The following is a 15,929-nucleotide window of genomic DNA, read 5'->3' on the forward strand; positions in this document are numbered from 1 at the left end:
TTCAAAGGTTTGAAATGATAGAAGTAAAATCGATAATTCGTGCACATGAAGTGATTGATGCCGTCCCGGCCGGTCACGCAATTCTCGAACGCGACGAGCGCCATCTGCGTCGCAAAGCCATTGCGCTTGAAGATGGTGAGAAAATCTTCGTGGATTTTGCAGAGCCGGTGGTGCTCGATCATGGTGATCGGCTGGTGCTGGAAGACGGGCGCGAAATCGAAATTCGTGCTGCACGAGAGGCGCTTTATGAAATTCACGGACGTGACGCGCTCCATATTGCCGAACTTGCATGGCACATCGGCAACCGGCACCTTGCCGCGCAGATCGAGCCTGATCGTATTTTCATTCTGCGCGATCATGTAATCAAAGCCATGCTTGAAGGGCTTGGTGCCAAAGTTACGGATACAGTCGACATCTTCAGCCCACTGCGCGGCGCTTATTCCGGTGGGCGTTCGTCGCATGGCCACGGGCACAACCATCACCATCATGACCATCACCACCACGATCACGACTGATCACAACACCGCATTGCTGCGTCTGATGGCCTGGCTTTCGCCGGTGTTTCCGGTCGGCTCGTTCAGCTATAGCAATGGGCTGGAGCGTGCTGTTCATGACGGTCTGGTCAGTGGCGTTGAGAGCCTGAAGGACTGGTTGCACTCGCTGGTCAGCTATGGGTCTGGCTGGAACGATGCGGTGCTGTTTGCTGAAAGCTGGCGGCTTGGGGCATCAAATGATGAACTTAATGCGGTGGCGGAACTTGCCGAAGCGCTTGGCGGGTCGCGCGAGCGACATATGGAAACCATGTTGCAAGGCGCTGCATTTGTGACGGCAGCGCGAAGCTGGGATCATGCAATCTTCGCGCAATTGCCTGCCGATTGCGCTTATCCGGTGGCGGTAGGTGCTATCTCCGGTGCGCACGGTATTCCATTGGTGTCAGCACTGAGCGCCTATCTGCAGGCGTATTGTATCAATCTCTTGCAGGCGTCGATCCGCCTTTCGGTCACAGGGCAAAGTGGCGTGACTACCTTGATGGCTGCACTGGAAACAACCTTGCTAACAACGGCTGCACGTGCCGCGCAATCTACACTCGATGATCTCGGTTCGGCGACGTTCCTTGCCGATATCACCGCCATGAAACATGAAACACAGCATTCGAGGCTTTTCCGCTCATGACACAGAGAAACGGACCTTTGCGCGTTGGTATTGGCGGACCCGTTGGTTCAGGCAAGACGACGTTGACGGAAAAACTCTGTAAGGCGCTGCGCGATAAATATTCCATCGCGGTTATCACAAACGATATCTATACGCGTGAGGATGCGCTTATCCTCGCAAAGCATCAGGCATTGTCCGAAGACCGCATTATGGGTGTGGAAACTGGCGGCTGTCCACATACAGCGATCCGCGAAGACGCCTCGATCAATCTCCAGGCAATTGCTGAGATGAACAAGCGGTTCCCTGATCTTGATATTGTTTTCATTGAATCTGGTGGCGATAATCTTGCGGCGACGTTTTCGCCGGATTTGGCCGATCTGACGCTTTATGTGATTTCGGTCTGTCAGGGCGAGGAAATACCGCGCAAAGGCGGGCCGGGAATTACGCGTTCCGATTTTCTGGTCATCAACAAGAGCGATCTTGCGCCTTATGTTCATGTGGACCTTGAGGTTATGGAAAGTGATACGGCTAGGATGCGCGCCAGGCGCCCTTATGGGTTCACTGATCTCCATCGCGGTAAAGGCGTGCAGGAGGTCGTTGATTTCATCGTAGAGAATGGCAATCTTTAGATCAAAGCCCCATCCTGCGGCACATGGCGATAAAGCTTTTGACGGCCTGTGATGCTTCGCTTTTACGGAAGGCAAGTGCCACATCGGATGTGGTCGGAATGCCCGCGACATCAATATAGCGGATGCCGGGCAGGCCAACGGCGCTGAGCGATTTTGGAGCCAATGCCACGCCCATTCCAATGGAGGCGCGGCTTGCGATCTCGGTAAAATCAAGCGCCTGTGCACTGGTATTCGGCTCAAAACCAGCGCTGCGACACGCTTCCAGTGTTGTTCCGTGAAACCCGATATCGGCTGGCTGCCGAGGTGTGATGAAAATCTCGTCTTTGAGTTCAGTGAGTTCAATAGTCGATTGATGCGCCAACGGATGCATTTCGCTGAGCACCGCAATAAGCGGTTCTCGGCGCACAACAAGACTGGTGAGACCGGGCAGCAGAAGAGCGGGCCAGCGTACAAAACCTATATCGAGCAAGCCTTCGGAAATGCGCGTTAATTGCATCCGCAACTCCATCTCCACCAGATTGACGGCGACGTCGGGATATTCATCCTTAAATGTGCGGATGGTCTCAAACACGATGCCGGAATAGGCTGCAGAGGCGACATAACCGATTGAAATTTGTCCGATTTCTCCCCGTCCGGCCCGGTTGACCGCAATCATGGTGGCGTCGACCTGCATGAGAATTTTGTCGGCCTCGCGGTATAGCACTTCCCCTGATTGCGTGAGTTGAACGGCACGGCGGGAGCGATCGAGAAGCGGCGCCCCGAGGATCGCTTCCAAAGCCATAATCTGCTGGCTCAGGCCGGGCTGTGCGATGCCGAGTTTTGCAGCTGCCCGCTCGAAGTTTTTCTCCTCAACAAGCGCACAGAAATAGCGCAAATGGCGCAATTCAAAGGATTTGGAGGATAGGAGTTTGCTGCGCTGTTCTGGCATGATCGTTTCTTTGAATAATTCAAAACAATGACGATTTTAAATATCATAACTCATACTTATGAAAAATACCTCCTTGAATTATTGGATAGATTCAGAAAAGATGATTATTGGAGTCCAGTTTAAATTTTGAGGGGATCAAAGTGAAAATCCTGGCCCGAAACCGCCACGCATTATCGGTTGTCATACTGTCCGGCACCACATTTGCCGCCCTTGTCGGAGCGCATGCACAGGAACCCGCAAGCCCGACTGTGCTTGCGCCGATCGTCGTGAATGGCGGTTCGGAAGATCCCACAGCGCCCATTAAAGGCTATGTGGCCAGGACCAGCATCAGCGCGACCAAGACCGGTACTCCGCTGGTTGAAACTCCGCAGTCGATCTCGGTCATTACAGCCGATCAGTTGAAAGCACAGGATGCCCAGACACTCGGGCAAGCGCTTGGCTACACACCGGGTGTGGTTTCAGAACCCTATGGTTCTGATCCGCGGTTTGATTCACCGCTGATCCGTGGTTTCGATGGTCGTCAGGTGCAGTTCCTCAATGGCCTTCGCCTTATGCGGACTGCAGGTGCCTCGGCCGTCGATCCTTACATGCTGGAACGCATTGAAGTTGTGCGTGGTCCTGCCTCGGTGATGTTCGGTCAGGGCAATCCCGGCGGCCTGATCAATATGATCAGCAAGCGTCCAACGTTTGAGAAGTTCGGCGAAATCGGCGTTCAGGCCGGTAGTTACAATACCTATGGTACGTTTTTCGATGTCGGCGGTCCGATTATGGAAAACGACCATTTCGCCTATCGTTTGACGGGGATGGTGCGCAAAGCAGGCACTCAGACCGACAATCTTGATAATGACCGCTATTTCATAGCGCCGGCTTTCACATGGAAGCCGGACGAGGACACCAAACTGACGATCCTCACGAGCTTCCAGCACGACAATCCAAGCTCGCCCTCGGGCCTGCCGCCGCAGCTCACGCTGAATGCGACCAATTACAGCCTGCCGCGCGACTTCTCTGTCGGTGATCCAAGCTATGATGATTCAAGCCGCAACGTCGTCAATCTTGGCTATGAGCTTGAACATCGTATCAACGAAACATGGACCTTCCGGCAGAATGCGCGCTACACAAATCAGCGCTGGGATTATACCGCTCTGGGCATGGCTTCCACCGGGCTTGCTAAGGATGGCCGTACTATCAATCGTACGGCAACAGTTCAGAACGAGCGTCTGAACACGTTCAATATCGACAACAACCTTGTTGCCGAGTTCGATACAGGCCCGGTCGAACACAAGTTCCTTGTCGGTGTCGATTATCGTTATTTCGACAACAGTGCCGGAACGCAGTTCTGGAGCGCTACGACACTCGATGCTTATAACCCTGTTTATGGTGGGCCGATCAAATACCTGACGGCTAGACCGTCTGTGAACACACTTGTCGATTCTCGCATGACGCAAGTCGGTGTCTATGCACAGGATGAGCTTGCCTATGAAAACTGGCGTGCCACTTTTGGTCTGCGTCAGGATTGGGCCTCGACACGCGGCACCTCAACCAATCGCAACACCAATACACCGCGTCCACTTGATCAGGATGACCAGAAGCTGAGTGGTCGCGCAGGCCTTGGCTATGTGTTCGATAATGGCATCGCGCCTTATGTCAGCTATGCAACTTCGTTTGAACCCGTTGCCGTATCAGCGACGGCTGGTGTGCTCCAGCCGACTACCGGCAAACAATGGGAAGCGGGTGTGAAATATCAGCCCAATGGCTGGGATGGTTACTTTGCTGCTTCGATCTACGATCTGCGCCAGCAAAATGTACCGACCAGCGTTCCGCTGCCGGGCGGCGTTGGCTCGACCACCGAACAGATTGGCGAAATACAAGTTAAAGGACTTGAGCTTGAAGGTGTGACCAGCCTTACCCAAGGCCTCGACCTGCGTGCGGCCTACACATACATGAAGGCTGAAATTATTAGCGGTAAGGATGATGGCAATCGCCCGCCAAACGTACCGGAACATGCAGCCAGCCTGTGGCTCGACTATACTTTTCAGGAAGGTTCGGCGCTTGAAGGATTTGGAGTGGGCGGGGGGATGCGATATCTCGGCCAGCGTTATGGCGATACCGGAAATACGTTCGATCTTGACGGTGTGACCTTGGCAGATGCCGCGATCCACTATCAGAAAGATGGCATCAAGGGGTCGCTGAATATTAAGAATATTGCGGACAAGAAGTATCTCGCAAGTTGCAGTTCTTTCGGATGTAACTATGGTGACGGCAGAACCTATATGAGCAAGCTGACATTTACATGGTAACAAACCCGCAGCGCGGATCGATATTCGCTGCTCCAACAGCATCGGCCCAAAAATCGGAATGGATTTTAGGAAAGCACGATGCGTAGGTTCGGCAAGTCAGAGGCTCCTTTGTGCGGCGGTTTGGACGCACAGCGCTCTAAAATCAGCCGCCGGAAAGCCCTTGGCCTTCTGGCGGCTTTGGCCTTGCCAAATGTGGCGCGTGCCAATCCATTTGCGCGCATTGCAGCAATCGATTGGGCCATGCTTGAATGTCTGATGGTGCTGGGCGTCACGCCAACTGCTGTCACGGAACTCATTCGCTTCCGTGAAGATGCGGTTGAACCAGCAATCCCCGCTTCGGTCATCGATCTTGGCTTGCGCGGTTCGCCAAATTTTGAGCTTCTCTATCTGCTCAAACCGGACCTGATCCTGAGTTCTCCTTTTTACACACGGCATGAGGATGCACTGAAATCGATAGCGCCTGTCATGTCCTTGCCGTTCTATGTGCGGGGCGAGGGACCCTATGCGAAGTCACTTGAGGCCGTTTCGGAACTTGGGCGAAAACTCGATCTGAATGCTAAAGCGGTCGAAGTTCTGAATAATCAGGCCAACTTTCTCTTCGATACAAAAGAGGCGCTGAAACCGTTTGCTTCCCGCCCGACCTATCTCATCAATATAGGCGACGCGCGTCATTTCCGTGCTTTTGGCAATGACAGTATGTTCGGCGATATTCTGGAGAGGCTCGGACTGCCGAATGCCTGGACGGATCGCTCGCGCTATACGTTTGCAGCACCTGTTCCTTTGGAGAATCTGGCTGCAAATCCAGATGCTCGCATCATCATCATATCCGAAATTCCGGTGGAATCGCGCAATAGTCTGCGCAACAGCGTGATATGGCAGTCGCTTAAGCCAGTCCGTGAAGGACGGGTCTATATGCTTGATAATATCAATCCCTATGGCGGTATAACTGCGGGATTGCGGTTCGCCCGGCTCCTGAAAGAAGCCTTGCAGACCAGCAGGGAGGCATCCCTGTGACTAATGCCAAACTCATTTCAAACGCTGTCGTCGGCGTTGCGATTGCTCTTGGACTGTTTCTCTGGAACGCCAACGCGTTTCTGCCATTTGGTGGGTGGCCCACACTGCCGTTTGATCCGCAGAAAATGAGCACCGAACAGGTCATTTTGGTCTATGCATTGTTGCCGCGCGCCTCCGTTGCGATTTTTGCCGGAGCTGCTCTGGGATTAGCAGGCGCTTTGTTGCAGCGGCTTTTGAATAATCCGATTGCCGATCCATCCACTTTGGGTGTGTCGTCGGGTGCACAGTTGGCGATTGTCACGGCGACGCTTTTCTTTCCGACATTGCTCGATCAATTTCGTTGGGCCGTTGCCCTTGCTGGGGCCGGTTTGGCGACTGCAATCGTGTTTCTTTTAGGTTGGCGTAGCCGGCTTGACCCCGTTACGATGGTAGTCTCCGGTTTGTTGATTGGTGTCACATGCAGTGCGATTTCAGCCGCAATGACATTATCGCAGGGCGAATATCTGATGTCGCTGGTGACATGGAATGGTGGTTCGCTAAGCCAGCAGGATTGGTCGTCGACCGTTGCTCTCGCACTGCAATTCATTGTCTGTCTTATTGCCGCTATCATGTTGAGCCGCCCGCTGACACTTGCGGGTCTTGGAGATAGCAGCGCCCGCTCGCTTGGCGTCCCGCTGGCATGGCTTCGAGTGGCTGTTGTAGCTGTTGCTGTAATCCTTAGTGCGGGCGTTGCGGCCAATGTTGGCCTTATCAGCTTTATCGGCTTGGCAGCGCCTGCAATCGTACGTGGCTTCGGCGTCCGGAAGCCAGGCTCGATATTGCTTGCTTCACCAATTGCCGGTGCGGTTCTGCTTTGGATTTGTGACGGAGCGGTACAGTTTTTTGGGGGTCGTCTCGGTGAGACTTTCCCGACAGGCGCAGTTACGGCACTCATCGGCGGGCCCTTGCTGCTGTGGCTTATCCCTCGTGTGCGGACGGCTGCTTCGCAACAGTCTGGTCCTGCACAGGTCTTCAAGCGTGCATCCAATAAGAAACTTGCCGCACTTCTTGCGGCGCTGCTGATAGCATCCTTTCTTGCCTTATCACTCGCACGCACGCCGCAGGGCTGGCTGCTGCTGACCGGTGAAGAATTCCGCGAGATTTTGCATTTGCGCTGGCCACGTCTTCTGGCCGCGGCTGCCGCTGGGAGCCTGCTTGCGATGGCCGGTGCAGTTCTGCAACGTCTTACCGGAAATCCGCTCGCAAGTCCCGAGGTCATTGGCGTGAGCGGTGGTGCAGGCATTGGCTTTGCAATCGCGCTGACCATTTTTGCCTCACCCAATAATGCGGAACTACTGCTTTGTGCGGGGATCGGCGCTTTGATTGCCATGCTGGTCGTGTTGAGTTTTGCAAGCCGGAGAAGACTGTCATCCTCGCGCCTGTTGCTGGCCGGCATTTCGGTCGGCTCGCTCGCCTCGGCTATCTTGAGTATCTTTCTTTCTATCGGCGATCAGCGTTCGTGGCAGATACTTGCATGGCTGAGCGGTTCATCTGCTACGGCAACGCCTGAAAGCGCAGTTTTCCTCGTGGTTCTGGCATTGGGGATCACAGCACTTGCATTGCTTGCTTCGCGCTGGCTGACGATCCTGCCGCTGGGGCAAACCATTCCGATCTCGCTCGGTTTGCCTGTGCGGACGGCGCGGATGCTCACAATATTGCTGGCCTGTATTGCCAGTGCCGCCGCATCGCTTTTGGTCGGGCCATTGAGTTTCGTGGGGTTGATGGCGCCCCACATGACGCGTCGCATGGGCTTTGATCAGGCACGATCGCACGTGGTCGCGTCAGCAGTGCTTGGCGCGCTTTTGATGGTGATTGCCGATCTTGGTTCGCGCAATGCGACCTTCCCCTATGAATTGCCGCTGGGCCTCTTTGCAGCACTGGTCGGTGCGCCTTATTTGGCTTGGGCTTTAGGGCGAAAAGGATAATCTGATGAACACGAACACGCCGCTCTGGATGGATTCACCGGAGCACTACGGGCTTGTAAGCCGTGCTCTGCATTGGGGAATGGCCTATATTCTGCTCTGGCAGTTCGTGATGATCCTGTCATGGAAACTGGTTGGCCCATCGCCGGTTCTTGATGTGATCAGTGGTTTTGGTCCGGGGCATGGGACTGTCGGATTTCTGACGATTGTTCTGATTGCCGTGCGTGCCATCTGGACATTCATCAATCGCAACCAGCGTCCACCACATGCGGCAGGGTTCATGGGTCAATTGGCGCGCGCGGCACACAATGCTTTTTATGTGCTGCTCTTTGCCATTCCGTCGCTTGCATTGTTTCGTGCCTATGGCAGCGGCAAGGGACGCGAGCAATGGGGTATCAATATCGTGCCTGCGACCGGCGAGAAAGTCGAATGGATGATGGCGCCCGCGAACATGCTGCACAGCCTGCTATCCTGGGTTCTTTGCGTTTTGATTGTCGCGCATATTATGGCAGCGCTGTTCCATCGATTTGTGCTGAAAGATGGCATCCTTTCACGAATGGCGGGCCCCATGCGATCAAGGTTCAAACTTTCGCCGCAAGGAAATCGATAAAGGCGCGGATGCGTGCTGCAAGGTGAGGGTGGCCGGGAAAAACAGCGTGGATTTTCTCGGGCTCCTTTGGCGACCATGGCGCAAGAACTTCAACGAGCCGACCTGTTGCCAGATCATCCGCGACAGTATGTTCGCCGGTTTTCATCAACCCACCATCTTCAATGCAGATACGGCGCAGGATGGTTCCGTCGCTGCCAAGAAAATTGCCTGAAACAACCTGGCGTAATGTTTGGCCGGTTTCGGGGTCTGCGAACTCCCACTCGCTTGGCTGAAAATTATAGCGCAGGCAATTATGTCCCCGGAGGTCTTCTGGTCTTTCTGGTGTGCCATGTTTTTCGAGATAGCCGGGGGAGACGACTACCAACCGTCGCATCAGCGTGATGGGACGGGCTTTCAAAGCCGAATCCTTCAATGCACCGGAGCGGATTGCCAGATCGGTTCGCTCCTGCCAGAGATCGATGATACTGTCATTCAGCGTGATATCCAGCTCAACCTCTGGATATAGTTTTAGAAATTCAGGCACCAGTGGCATAATCACCGTAGCACCGAAGCCGACCGTCGAACTGACACGTAAGGGGCCACGCACTGCGGCCTGTGCCCCATCGGTAATCCGGGCTTCCATATCTGTGAGCTTGTCGAGCAAGCTGCGGGCTTCCGCCAGATAAATCTCGCCTTCGGGCGTCGGTGTCAGGCTGCGTGTGGACCGCACCAGCAATCGCACCTGCAAACGATCCTCCAGCCGCGACACAAGGCGACTTATCGCAGAGGGCGTCATGTTGAGTTGGCGGGCTGCTGCCGAAAAACTGCCCGTTGCTACTGCGCGTGCAAAGACTTCCATTTCACCGAAGCGATTATCCAAAACATCACCTGTGAATCTAATGAACAGTTATATGCAATATTATCAGTCTTATCATTTGATATCCAGAGAGCGATATGAGGGCAACATTAATCACAGGAACTCCTCCCATGCCTGTCGCTCTTATCGCTCTTACGATCGCGGCCTATGCGATCGGGACAACCGAATTTGTGATCGTTGGTCTGCTGCCAACGGTTGCTTCGGATTTGCATATCACTCTTCCTCTCGCTGGCCTGATCGTCAGCGTTTATGCGCTTGGCGTTACCTTCGGCGCCCCTATTCTGACTGCTCTGACCGGCCGTCTTGAACGCAAGCCATTGTTGCTTGGCCTCATGGCGCTGTTCATTGCAGGCAACATGGTGGCGGCCTCTGCACCAAGCTATGAAATCCTCATGATCGGACGTGTACTTTCCGCGTTCGCGCATGGTGTCTTCTTCTCGGTCGGTGCAACGATTGCCGCTGATCTCGTGCCGGAAAACAAGCGTGGTTCTGCCATCGCCATGATGTTCATGGGTCTGACGGTTGCAATCGTGACCGGCGTGCCGCTTGGTACCTGGATCGGCCAGAATTTCGGCTGGCGTGCAACCTTCTGGGCCGTCTCGGCAATTGGCCTGGTCGCACTTGTCGGTATTGCTGCACTTTTGCCGCGCACGCTTCAGAAGGCAGAACCTGCATCGCTCATGGATCAGCTGCGTGTGCTTGGCTCCGGACGCCTGCTGATTGTCTATGGCATGACCGCGCTTGGTTATGGCGGCACTTTTGTGGCCTTCACCTACCTCACGCCGATCCTGCAAGACATTACCGGCTTTTCGGAAGGCTATGTCAGTTACATTCTGATGTTCTATGGCATTGCGATTGCTATCGGCAACATTGTTGGCGGTCGCATTTCAAATGACAATCCGGTTCGCGCACTGACCATACTGTTTGCGTTGCAGGCGATAGTGCTTGTGTTGTTCAGTTTCAGCGCCGTTTCGCCGCTCTTCACGCTGATCACTCTTGCTGCTCTCGGCTTCCTGCAATTCGCGAATGTTCCCGGTCTTCAGCTCTATGTCGTGCAGCTTGCCAAGGAACATCGCCCCGGTGCTATCGATGTCGCTTCGGCACTCAATATTGCTGCCTTCAATCTGGGCATTGCGCTTGGCGCCTGGCTCGGAGGTCTGGTGGTGGAAAGCCAGCTTGGTCTGATAGCCACCCCATGGGTTGGTGCAATTCTCGTCGTTGGTGCACTCGGGCTTACAGTCTTAAGCGGCGCTCTTGATCGCCGCGCCGAAACCCGCGTCGCGGTTGCTTAAAAATCAAAGGAAAAACAAAAATGCATAATGTCACAACCAATGGTGCGACCATTCCGGCGTTGGGCCTCGGCACTTTCCGTATGCCCGGCGAAGAAGTTCTTCGTATCGTTCCTTATGCGCTCAAGGCTGGTTTTCGCCATGTCGATACTGCGCAGATTTATGGAAATGAAGCTGAAGTCGGTGAAGCAATTGCCGGTTCGGGCATTCAGCGAAACGACATTTTCCTGACTACAAAAGTCTGGGTCGAGAACTACAAGCATGACGCATTCATCGCATCTGTGGATGAAAGTCTGGCCAAGCTCAAGACCGACTATGTCGACCTGCTGCTCTTGCATTGGCCGAATGAAGCTGTGTCGCTTGCCGAACAGATCGGTGCGCTGAACGAAGTGGCAAAGGCTGGCAAGGTTCGACACATTGGTGTGTCAAATTTCAACACAACACTGATGGCAGAAGCAAAGGCGCTTTCCGATCTGCCGCTGGTGACGAATCAGATCGAATACCATCCCTATCTGAACCAGCGTAGCGTGATAGAAGCGGCTGCCGCTTCAGGCATGTCGATCACCGGCTATTATGCGATGGCTGATGGTAAAGTGTTCAGTGATGCAGTGCTTAAGGACATTGCTGCCGCGCACGGCAAGTCGGTCGCGCAGGTGGTTCTTCGCTGGCTGGTACAGCAGGATAATGTGATTGCCTTGTCCAAGACGGTTAGCGAAGCTCGAATTCTGGAAAACCTGGCTATTTTCGACTTTGCATTAAGCGAGACGGAAATGCAGGCAATATATGCACTTGCAAAGCCTGATGGCCGCATTGTCAGCCCGGATGGGTTGGCACCTCAGTGGGACTGAAATTGGGATTAAAAATAACAAGGACGGCGAAAGCCGTCCTTTGTCTTGATTGGGTTTAGCGCTGCACTTTCATGCCGACATAGATGCTGTTGGCGCGATATTCCCTATCCGAGATTTGGCTGGTCTGAAACTCATGACGCAAGCGCGCGTCGATGCCGACAAAGCGATTGATCCAGTAGGTCGCGCCGACTTGAGCGCCGATGGTATAGTCGGTTCCAGTGCCATCCTTGTTGTCGCGGACATTGAGGTCGAGCTTACCGTTGAGGCTCAAATCTGAACGCACGCGGCGCGTAACTTCAAGGCTTGCGAAATGCAGGAGTGCTCCAGCAACGCCGGGTGTTGTTGAAGTATCAACGGTGGTTTGTGCGTAAAGCTGCACGTCAGTTCCACGCAGCGGCGACCAGTTGATGCTTGCTGCAAGCGACGGTCCGCTCACATCGCTCAGGCGGGAATCGTCGCTATTGGCACGCATGAAGCCAGCGGAGAATTCACCATTGAACTTTTCGCCCCGGTCGAACATCAGGCCACCGCGCACCGCATATTGCGCGCCGCTGCGTTCATAGCCGTTGCTGTCCACCCGTTCATCGAACATACGCTTGCCCAGCTCGACTTCGGCAAAAGGCTTAAGCGCTGGCGAAATGGCAAATCCACCGCGCAAGGTTATGCTGGCATAGGTGTTGTCGCGATCTTTCTGGCTGACGGTGCCACCTGAAGACAGTTCTGCATCGCCATACATTTCATGCTCAACGCGGCCCGTTGCACGACCGAAGATCAGGCCTGTGTCGCGTTCGATACCAAGGCTTCCGTTTATGGTGTGAACAAGCGGGCGTTTGAGAGCATCCGTCACACCATTGGGGCTCGACGCGCTTTCGCGGCGCAGGCGGTAACCCGTTCCCGCATTGACGGTTGTCTGGTCGCTGAGATCCAGTCGCAAATTGCCCTGAACATCGACGCGTGGTTCCGACACGTCCTGACCGGAGATCGATTTGCTCAAAGTGCCCGAAGCATCCAGCGTTGCATGATGGCGTCCCCAATCGGATTCTGCATTGAGGCGCAGCGTCGTTTCCGAGAGGATGGCGCTCGAACCGGTTGAGCTGTTATCGCCATTTGTGGTGGCACGAATCCCCTGTTCCAAAGAAGGGCGCAGCACGAATGTGCCTGCACGAATGCCCAACGGAGCAAAGGGATCAGCTTCAGGTGTAGCGCGGCGACCTTGTTCAGGAATTGCGGGCAGGTTTTCGCGACGGGCGCGACCTGTGTCGTTCTGCTCTTCAGTGGTGACAGCACCAACGCGCATATTGTCGGTCGTAAGGAAGCGCTGTGCTTCCTCGTTCGCAATTGGCGCGGTCTGTGCTGGTTCGGTGGGCGGCGGCTGGGCAGTGCTGTCGGCAGGGGGCGTATAGGAACTATCCGCGAAATCAGCAGATGCGGGCGCATTCGGATCTGTCGGATCAATATCGCTATTTGTGGTCTGGTCCGGCGAAGAAGCGGAGAGGGTGTCTTCGTCCATACTGCCACGCAGCTGGGCATCCTGAGAAAAGGCTGTCGAGTGGCTGATTGCCAAGGCGCACCCTGCCAGCAGCAGGCATCGCAACCTGCGGGCAAAAGGCGATGATCCGCCGGATGGGTGATTGGCAAAAAGCATATTGTCTTCAAACCGTTGCAACGTGGTAAGTGAACGGTAAACGGACATGGTTAATTCTTTATTGATAATTGTGTTTTGAGTGTCCGTATTCTGCGGCAACAAATGCTTGGACAACCAGCTTTGAAGGCGCTAACCCTGTGCGCCATGACAAAGCTCGACACGACACATGCAACCGCGCGTGCGGAGGATTTGATTGCCTCGGCTCTGCGTACGATCAAGACCGAGAATGCTGGCCTTGTGGCGCTGGAAGAAGCCTTGAATAATGGCCTTTCTGCCCCATTTGCAGAAGCGGTCAGGACGATTGTTGCCTCGAAAGGTCGTCTGGTTGTTACGGGCGTCGGGAAAAGTGGCCATATTGGCACCAAGCTTGCCGCTACATTTGCCTCGACCGGGACTTCGGCTTTTTTTGTGCATTCGGCGGAAGCCAATCACGGCGATCTTGGCATGGTCGGCCGCGATGATGTGATCCTTGCCCTTTCATGGTCAGGCGAAACGGCTGAACTCAAAGGCATTGTCAATTACTCGCAGCGCTTCCGCATTCCGCTGATTGCAATTACGTCAGGCGAAGAATCGGCGCTTGGTCGTGCGGCAAACGTCGCTTTGATCTTGCCAAAGGCACAGGAGGCCTGTCCGCATGGGCTGGCACCTACCACATCCACTATGATGCAGCTGGCCATTGGCGATGCACTGGCTATCGCTCTTCTGGAAGCGCGTGGCTTCAGCCCGACAGATTTCAAGACATTCCATCCGGGCGGCTCGCTTGGCGCGAGCCTTACCCATGTTCGCGAGATCATGCATAGAGGCGAACGTCTGCCGCTGGTCGCGGCTGGCACGCTGATGCCAGATGCTATGAAGGTTCAGGCTCAAAAGAGCTTCGGCTGCGTGATTGTTGTCAACGACGATGGCACATTGGCCGGAATAATCACGGACGGTGATATTTCGCGCAATCTGAGCCTCAACCTCTCAGAACTTGCTGTCGACGATATCATGACACGCAAGCCCCGGACGGTTGACCAGAATCTGCTTGCCAGTGCTGCGTTGAGCATACTCAACGAACATCATATAGGTGCACTGATCGTGGTTGAGGACAATCGTCCGATTGGCCTTGTACATTTCCACGATCTGCTGCGCATAGGGGTCGCTTGACGCAATAGAACAGGTCCGGGGAGAATAGGTATTGATGAAATACTTATTCTTCCCTGGATCATGTCGTCCTAAAGCGGGATTGCCTTAGACCGTTACTTCAACTTCCAGCGTAATCGGATCAAATGACACTACCCGCACTTCTGTGCCTGCGGGGAGGTCAGGGCCTCTGACGCGCCATGTCGTGTCGTTGATGTGGATGCGTCCGCGTCCATTGACGATAGGCTCATTTAACGTCGCGCGCTGACCGACAAGCTGGTCTCCGCGGCGGTTGAGCAACGGCTCTTCCTGCTGATCGCTGAAGCCGAATAAACGGCGGCCCGCCAGCACGAACCCAATGGCCAGAACCAGAAACAGCACTGTCTGAACTTGCCAGCCAAAGCCGATTATGGAGCCGAGCAGAAAAGCGAGCCCGCCGGTGACGAGGGCCGCCAGGCCAAACCAGATAAAGAAAAAGCCGGGCGCCATAATTTCCAGAATGAGCAGGACAAGTCCTAAAACGAACCAGCCCCAAAGCCCAAGCTGTGACAGGAAATGAATAATCATGGCGCCCTGCCTCTTTAGCTGCGATTGGTGGTTGGTACGCTGCGGGTGCGTGGGTTTGGTGCGGCTGGTGTCGGGTCAACCGGATTGCCGCTATCGCCGAACACTTCCTTGGCAATTGCACCAATACCGGCCAGCGAGCCAATAAGAGCACTCGCCTCAAGCGGCATCAGAATGACTTTCTGGTTCTTGGCGCTTGCAATATTGCCGAGTGCTTCTGTGTATTTCTGCGCAACGAAATAGTTCAGCGCCTGCACGTTACCGGAAGACACAGCATCGGAAACGAGCGTGGTTGCCCGAGCTTCCGCTTCCGCCAGACGTTCACGAGCCTCAGCTTCGCGCTTTGCAGCTTCCAGCTTGCCTTCTGCTTCCAGAATCTGGGACTGCTTCTGACCTTCAGCGCGCAAAATTTGCGCATTGCGGTCGCCTTCTGCTTCCAGAACCTGTGCGCGCTTGTCGCGTTCGGCCTTCATCTGGCGGCCCATCGAACTGATAATGTCGGCGGGAGGATTGATGTCCTTAATCTCGACGCGGGTCATTTTCAAACCCCATGGGTGCGCTGCTTCATCGACAACACGCAGCAGGCGATCATTGATCGCATCACGGTTGGAGAGCAGTTCGTCAAGGTCCATGGAGCCCATAACACTACGGATGTTGGTCATGGTGAGGTTCAGGATTGCATATTGCAGATTGGAGACCTGATAGGCGGCCTGAGCTGCGTTCAACACCTGATAGAAGGCAACGCCATCGACGCCAACAATGGCGTTGTCGCGGGTGATGACTTCCTGTGTTGGAACGTCGAGCACCTGCTCCATCATATTGAGCCGTGCGCCGATCCGGTCGAAGAACGGAACGATCAGGTTGAGGCCGGGCATAAGCGTACGCGTGTAGCGGCCAAAGCGCTCCACCGTGTAATTGTAGCCCTGCGGCACCGTCTTGATCCCGGCAAACAGCGTTGCCAGAACAAGTGCAGCTAAAATCAACAGCGTGATATCAAAACCAGTCATTATGTCG

15 protein-coding genes are annotated in these 15,929 nt (G+C 54.6%); 10 read left to right on the forward strand and 5 right to left on the reverse strand.

The window, feature by feature from the left end:
* Positions 1 to 14 precede the first annotated feature (14 nt).
* From ureE to ureG, 3 genes are read left to right on the forward strand one after another with little or no spacing between them, the layout of a single operon-like run.
* Positions 15 to 515: an urease accessory protein UreE gene (gene ureE / locus CEV32_RS22740; RefSeq protein ID WP_094579399.1), complete on the forward strand. Its 501-nt coding sequence runs from the start codon at positions 15 to 17 to the stop codon at positions 513 to 515.
* Entirely contained in the window at positions 487 to 1,173 is a 687-nt protein-coding gene (locus CEV32_RS22745; RefSeq protein ID WP_094579400.1) for an urease accessory protein UreF, read from the forward strand. Before ureE ends, CEV32_RS22745 begins: the two co-directional genes overlap by 29 nt.
* Positions 1,170 to 1,781 (forward strand): urease accessory protein UreG, encoded by a 612-nt coding sequence (gene ureG / locus CEV32_RS22750; protein WP_094579401.1) that lies wholly within the window; start codon positions 1,170 to 1,172, stop codon positions 1,779 to 1,781. The genes CEV32_RS22745 and ureG overlap by 4 nt, the downstream gene beginning before the upstream one ends.
* A gap of 1 nt (position 1,782) precedes the next feature.
* On the opposite strand, the gene CEV32_RS22755 is transcribed toward ureG, so the two are convergent.
* Positions 1,783 to 2,709, reverse strand: a complete 927-nt coding sequence (locus CEV32_RS22755) for a LysR family transcriptional regulator (protein WP_094579402.1) — start codon at positions 2,707 to 2,709, stop codon at positions 1,783 to 1,785.
* A gap of 182 nt (positions 2,710 to 2,891) precedes the next feature.
* On the opposite strand from CEV32_RS22755, the gene CEV32_RS22760 reads away from it, so the two are divergent.
* From CEV32_RS22760 to CEV32_RS22775, 4 genes are all read left to right on the forward strand, one after another.
* Positions 2,892 to 5,006, forward strand: a complete 2,115-nt coding sequence (locus CEV32_RS22760) for a TonB-dependent siderophore receptor (RefSeq protein ID WP_374883070.1) — start codon at positions 2,892 to 2,894, stop codon at positions 5,004 to 5,006.
* A gap of 78 nt (positions 5,007 to 5,084) precedes the next feature.
* Positions 5,085 to 6,020, forward strand: coding sequence for an iron-siderophore ABC transporter substrate-binding protein (locus tag CEV32_RS22765; RefSeq protein WP_094579404.1), 936 nt, complete (start codon positions 5,085 to 5,087; stop codon positions 6,018 to 6,020).
* A complete protein-coding gene (gene fhuB, locus CEV32_RS22770; protein WP_094579405.1) occupies positions 6,017 to 7,984 on the forward strand; it encodes a Fe(3+)-hydroxamate ABC transporter permease FhuB in 1,968 nt (655 codons plus the stop codon). Before CEV32_RS22765 ends, fhuB begins: the two co-directional genes overlap by 4 nt.
* A 4-nt stretch (positions 7,985 to 7,988) precedes the next feature.
* A complete protein-coding gene (locus CEV32_RS22775; RefSeq protein WP_094579406.1) occupies positions 7,989 to 8,591 on the forward strand; it encodes a cytochrome b in 603 nt (200 codons plus the stop codon).
* On the opposite strand, the gene CEV32_RS22780 is transcribed toward CEV32_RS22775, so the two are convergent.
* The gene (locus CEV32_RS22780) at positions 8,563 to 9,450 is read right to left on the reverse strand and encodes a LysR family transcriptional regulator (RefSeq protein WP_167382846.1); all 888 of its coding nucleotides are present in this window, start codon (positions 9,448 to 9,450) and stop codon (positions 8,563 to 8,565) included. The genes CEV32_RS22775 and CEV32_RS22780 overlap by 29 nt on opposite strands.
* A 107-nt stretch (positions 9,451 to 9,557) precedes the next feature.
* Here CEV32_RS22780 and CEV32_RS22785 point away from each other — a divergent pair, with 107 nt between their 5' ends.
* Together CEV32_RS22785 and CEV32_RS22790 are read left to right on the forward strand one after the other, a co-directional pair.
* On the forward strand, positions 9,558 to 10,739 hold the full coding sequence (locus tag CEV32_RS22785) for an MFS transporter (RefSeq protein ID WP_094579408.1): 1,182 nt from the start codon (positions 9,558 to 9,560) through the stop codon (positions 10,737 to 10,739).
* Positions 10,740 to 10,759: 20 nt separating this feature from the next.
* A complete protein-coding gene (locus tag CEV32_RS22790) occupies positions 10,760 to 11,584 on the forward strand; it encodes an aldo/keto reductase (RefSeq protein WP_094579409.1) in 825 nt (274 codons plus the stop codon).
* A 55-nt stretch (positions 11,585 to 11,639) separates the two neighbouring features.
* Here the strand turns inward: CEV32_RS22790 and CEV32_RS22795 are convergent, their stop codons facing one another.
* Entirely contained in the window at positions 11,640 to 13,229 is a 1,590-nt protein-coding gene (locus CEV32_RS22795; protein WP_094579410.1) for an outer membrane beta-barrel protein, read from the reverse strand.
* Between the two features lie 144 nt (positions 13,230 to 13,373).
* On the opposite strand from CEV32_RS22795, the gene CEV32_RS22800 reads away from it, so the two are divergent.
* Positions 13,374 to 14,375 carry a KpsF/GutQ family sugar-phosphate isomerase gene (locus CEV32_RS22800; RefSeq protein ID WP_094579411.1) on the forward strand — a complete coding sequence of 334 codons (1,002 nt, stop codon included), beginning with the start codon at positions 13,374 to 13,376 and terminating at the stop codon, positions 14,373 to 14,375.
* A gap of 84 nt (positions 14,376 to 14,459) precedes the next feature.
* On the opposite strand, the gene CEV32_RS22805 is transcribed toward CEV32_RS22800, so the two are convergent.
* Together CEV32_RS22805 and CEV32_RS22810 are read right to left on the reverse strand one after the other, a co-directional pair.
* Positions 14,460 to 14,918: an NfeD family protein gene (locus CEV32_RS22805; protein ID WP_094579412.1), complete on the reverse strand. Its 459-nt coding sequence runs from the start codon at positions 14,916 to 14,918 to the stop codon at positions 14,460 to 14,462.
* A 14-nt stretch (positions 14,919 to 14,932) separates the two neighbouring features.
* On the reverse strand, positions 14,933 to 15,922 hold the full coding sequence (locus CEV32_RS22810; RefSeq protein ID WP_094579413.1) for an SPFH domain-containing protein: 990 nt from the start codon (positions 15,920 to 15,922) through the stop codon (positions 14,933 to 14,935).
* Between the last annotated feature and the right edge of the window lie 7 nt (positions 15,923 to 15,929).

It is taken from the genome of Brucella rhizosphaerae (assembly GCF_002252475.1).
Lineage (GTDB): Bacteria > Pseudomonadota > Alphaproteobacteria > Rhizobiales > Rhizobiaceae > Brucella > Brucella rhizosphaerae.

Bases quoted from the DNA above. Each gene is read 5' to 3' on its own strand.
- ureE (WP_094579399.1), top strand. From the start codon at position 15: ATGATAGAAGTAAAATCGATAATTCGTGCACATGAAGTGATTGATGCC.
- CEV32_RS22745 (WP_094579400.1), top strand. From the start codon at position 487: ATGACCATCACCACCACGATCACGACTGATCACAACACCGCATTGCTG.
- ureG (WP_094579401.1), top strand. From the start codon at position 1,170: ATGACACAGAGAAACGGACCTTTGCGCGTTGGTATTGGCGGACCCGTT.
- CEV32_RS22755 (WP_094579402.1), bottom strand. From the start codon at position 2,709: ATGCCAGAACAGCGCAGCAAACTCCTATCCTCCAAATCCTTTGAATTG.
- CEV32_RS22765 (WP_094579404.1), top strand. From the start codon at position 5,085: ATGCGTAGGTTCGGCAAGTCAGAGGCTCCTTTGTGCGGCGGTTTGGAC.
- CEV32_RS22775 (WP_094579406.1), top strand. From the start codon at position 7,989: ATGAACACGAACACGCCGCTCTGGATGGATTCACCGGAGCACTACGGG.
- CEV32_RS22785 (WP_094579408.1), top strand. From the start codon at position 9,558: ATGCCTGTCGCTCTTATCGCTCTTACGATCGCGGCCTATGCGATCGGG.
- CEV32_RS22790 (WP_094579409.1), top strand. From the start codon at position 10,760: ATGCATAATGTCACAACCAATGGTGCGACCATTCCGGCGTTGGGCCTC.
- CEV32_RS22795 (WP_094579410.1), bottom strand. From the start codon at position 13,229: ATGCTTTTTGCCAATCACCCATCCGGCGGATCATCGCCTTTTGCCCGC.
- CEV32_RS22800 (WP_094579411.1), top strand. From the start codon at position 13,374: ATGACAAAGCTCGACACGACACATGCAACCGCGCGTGCGGAGGATTTG.
- CEV32_RS22805 (WP_094579412.1), bottom strand. From the start codon at position 14,918: ATGATTATTCATTTCCTGTCACAGCTTGGGCTTTGGGGCTGGTTCGTT.
- CEV32_RS22810 (WP_094579413.1), bottom strand. From the start codon at position 15,922: ATGACTGGTTTTGATATCACGCTGTTGATTTTAGCTGCACTTGTTCTG.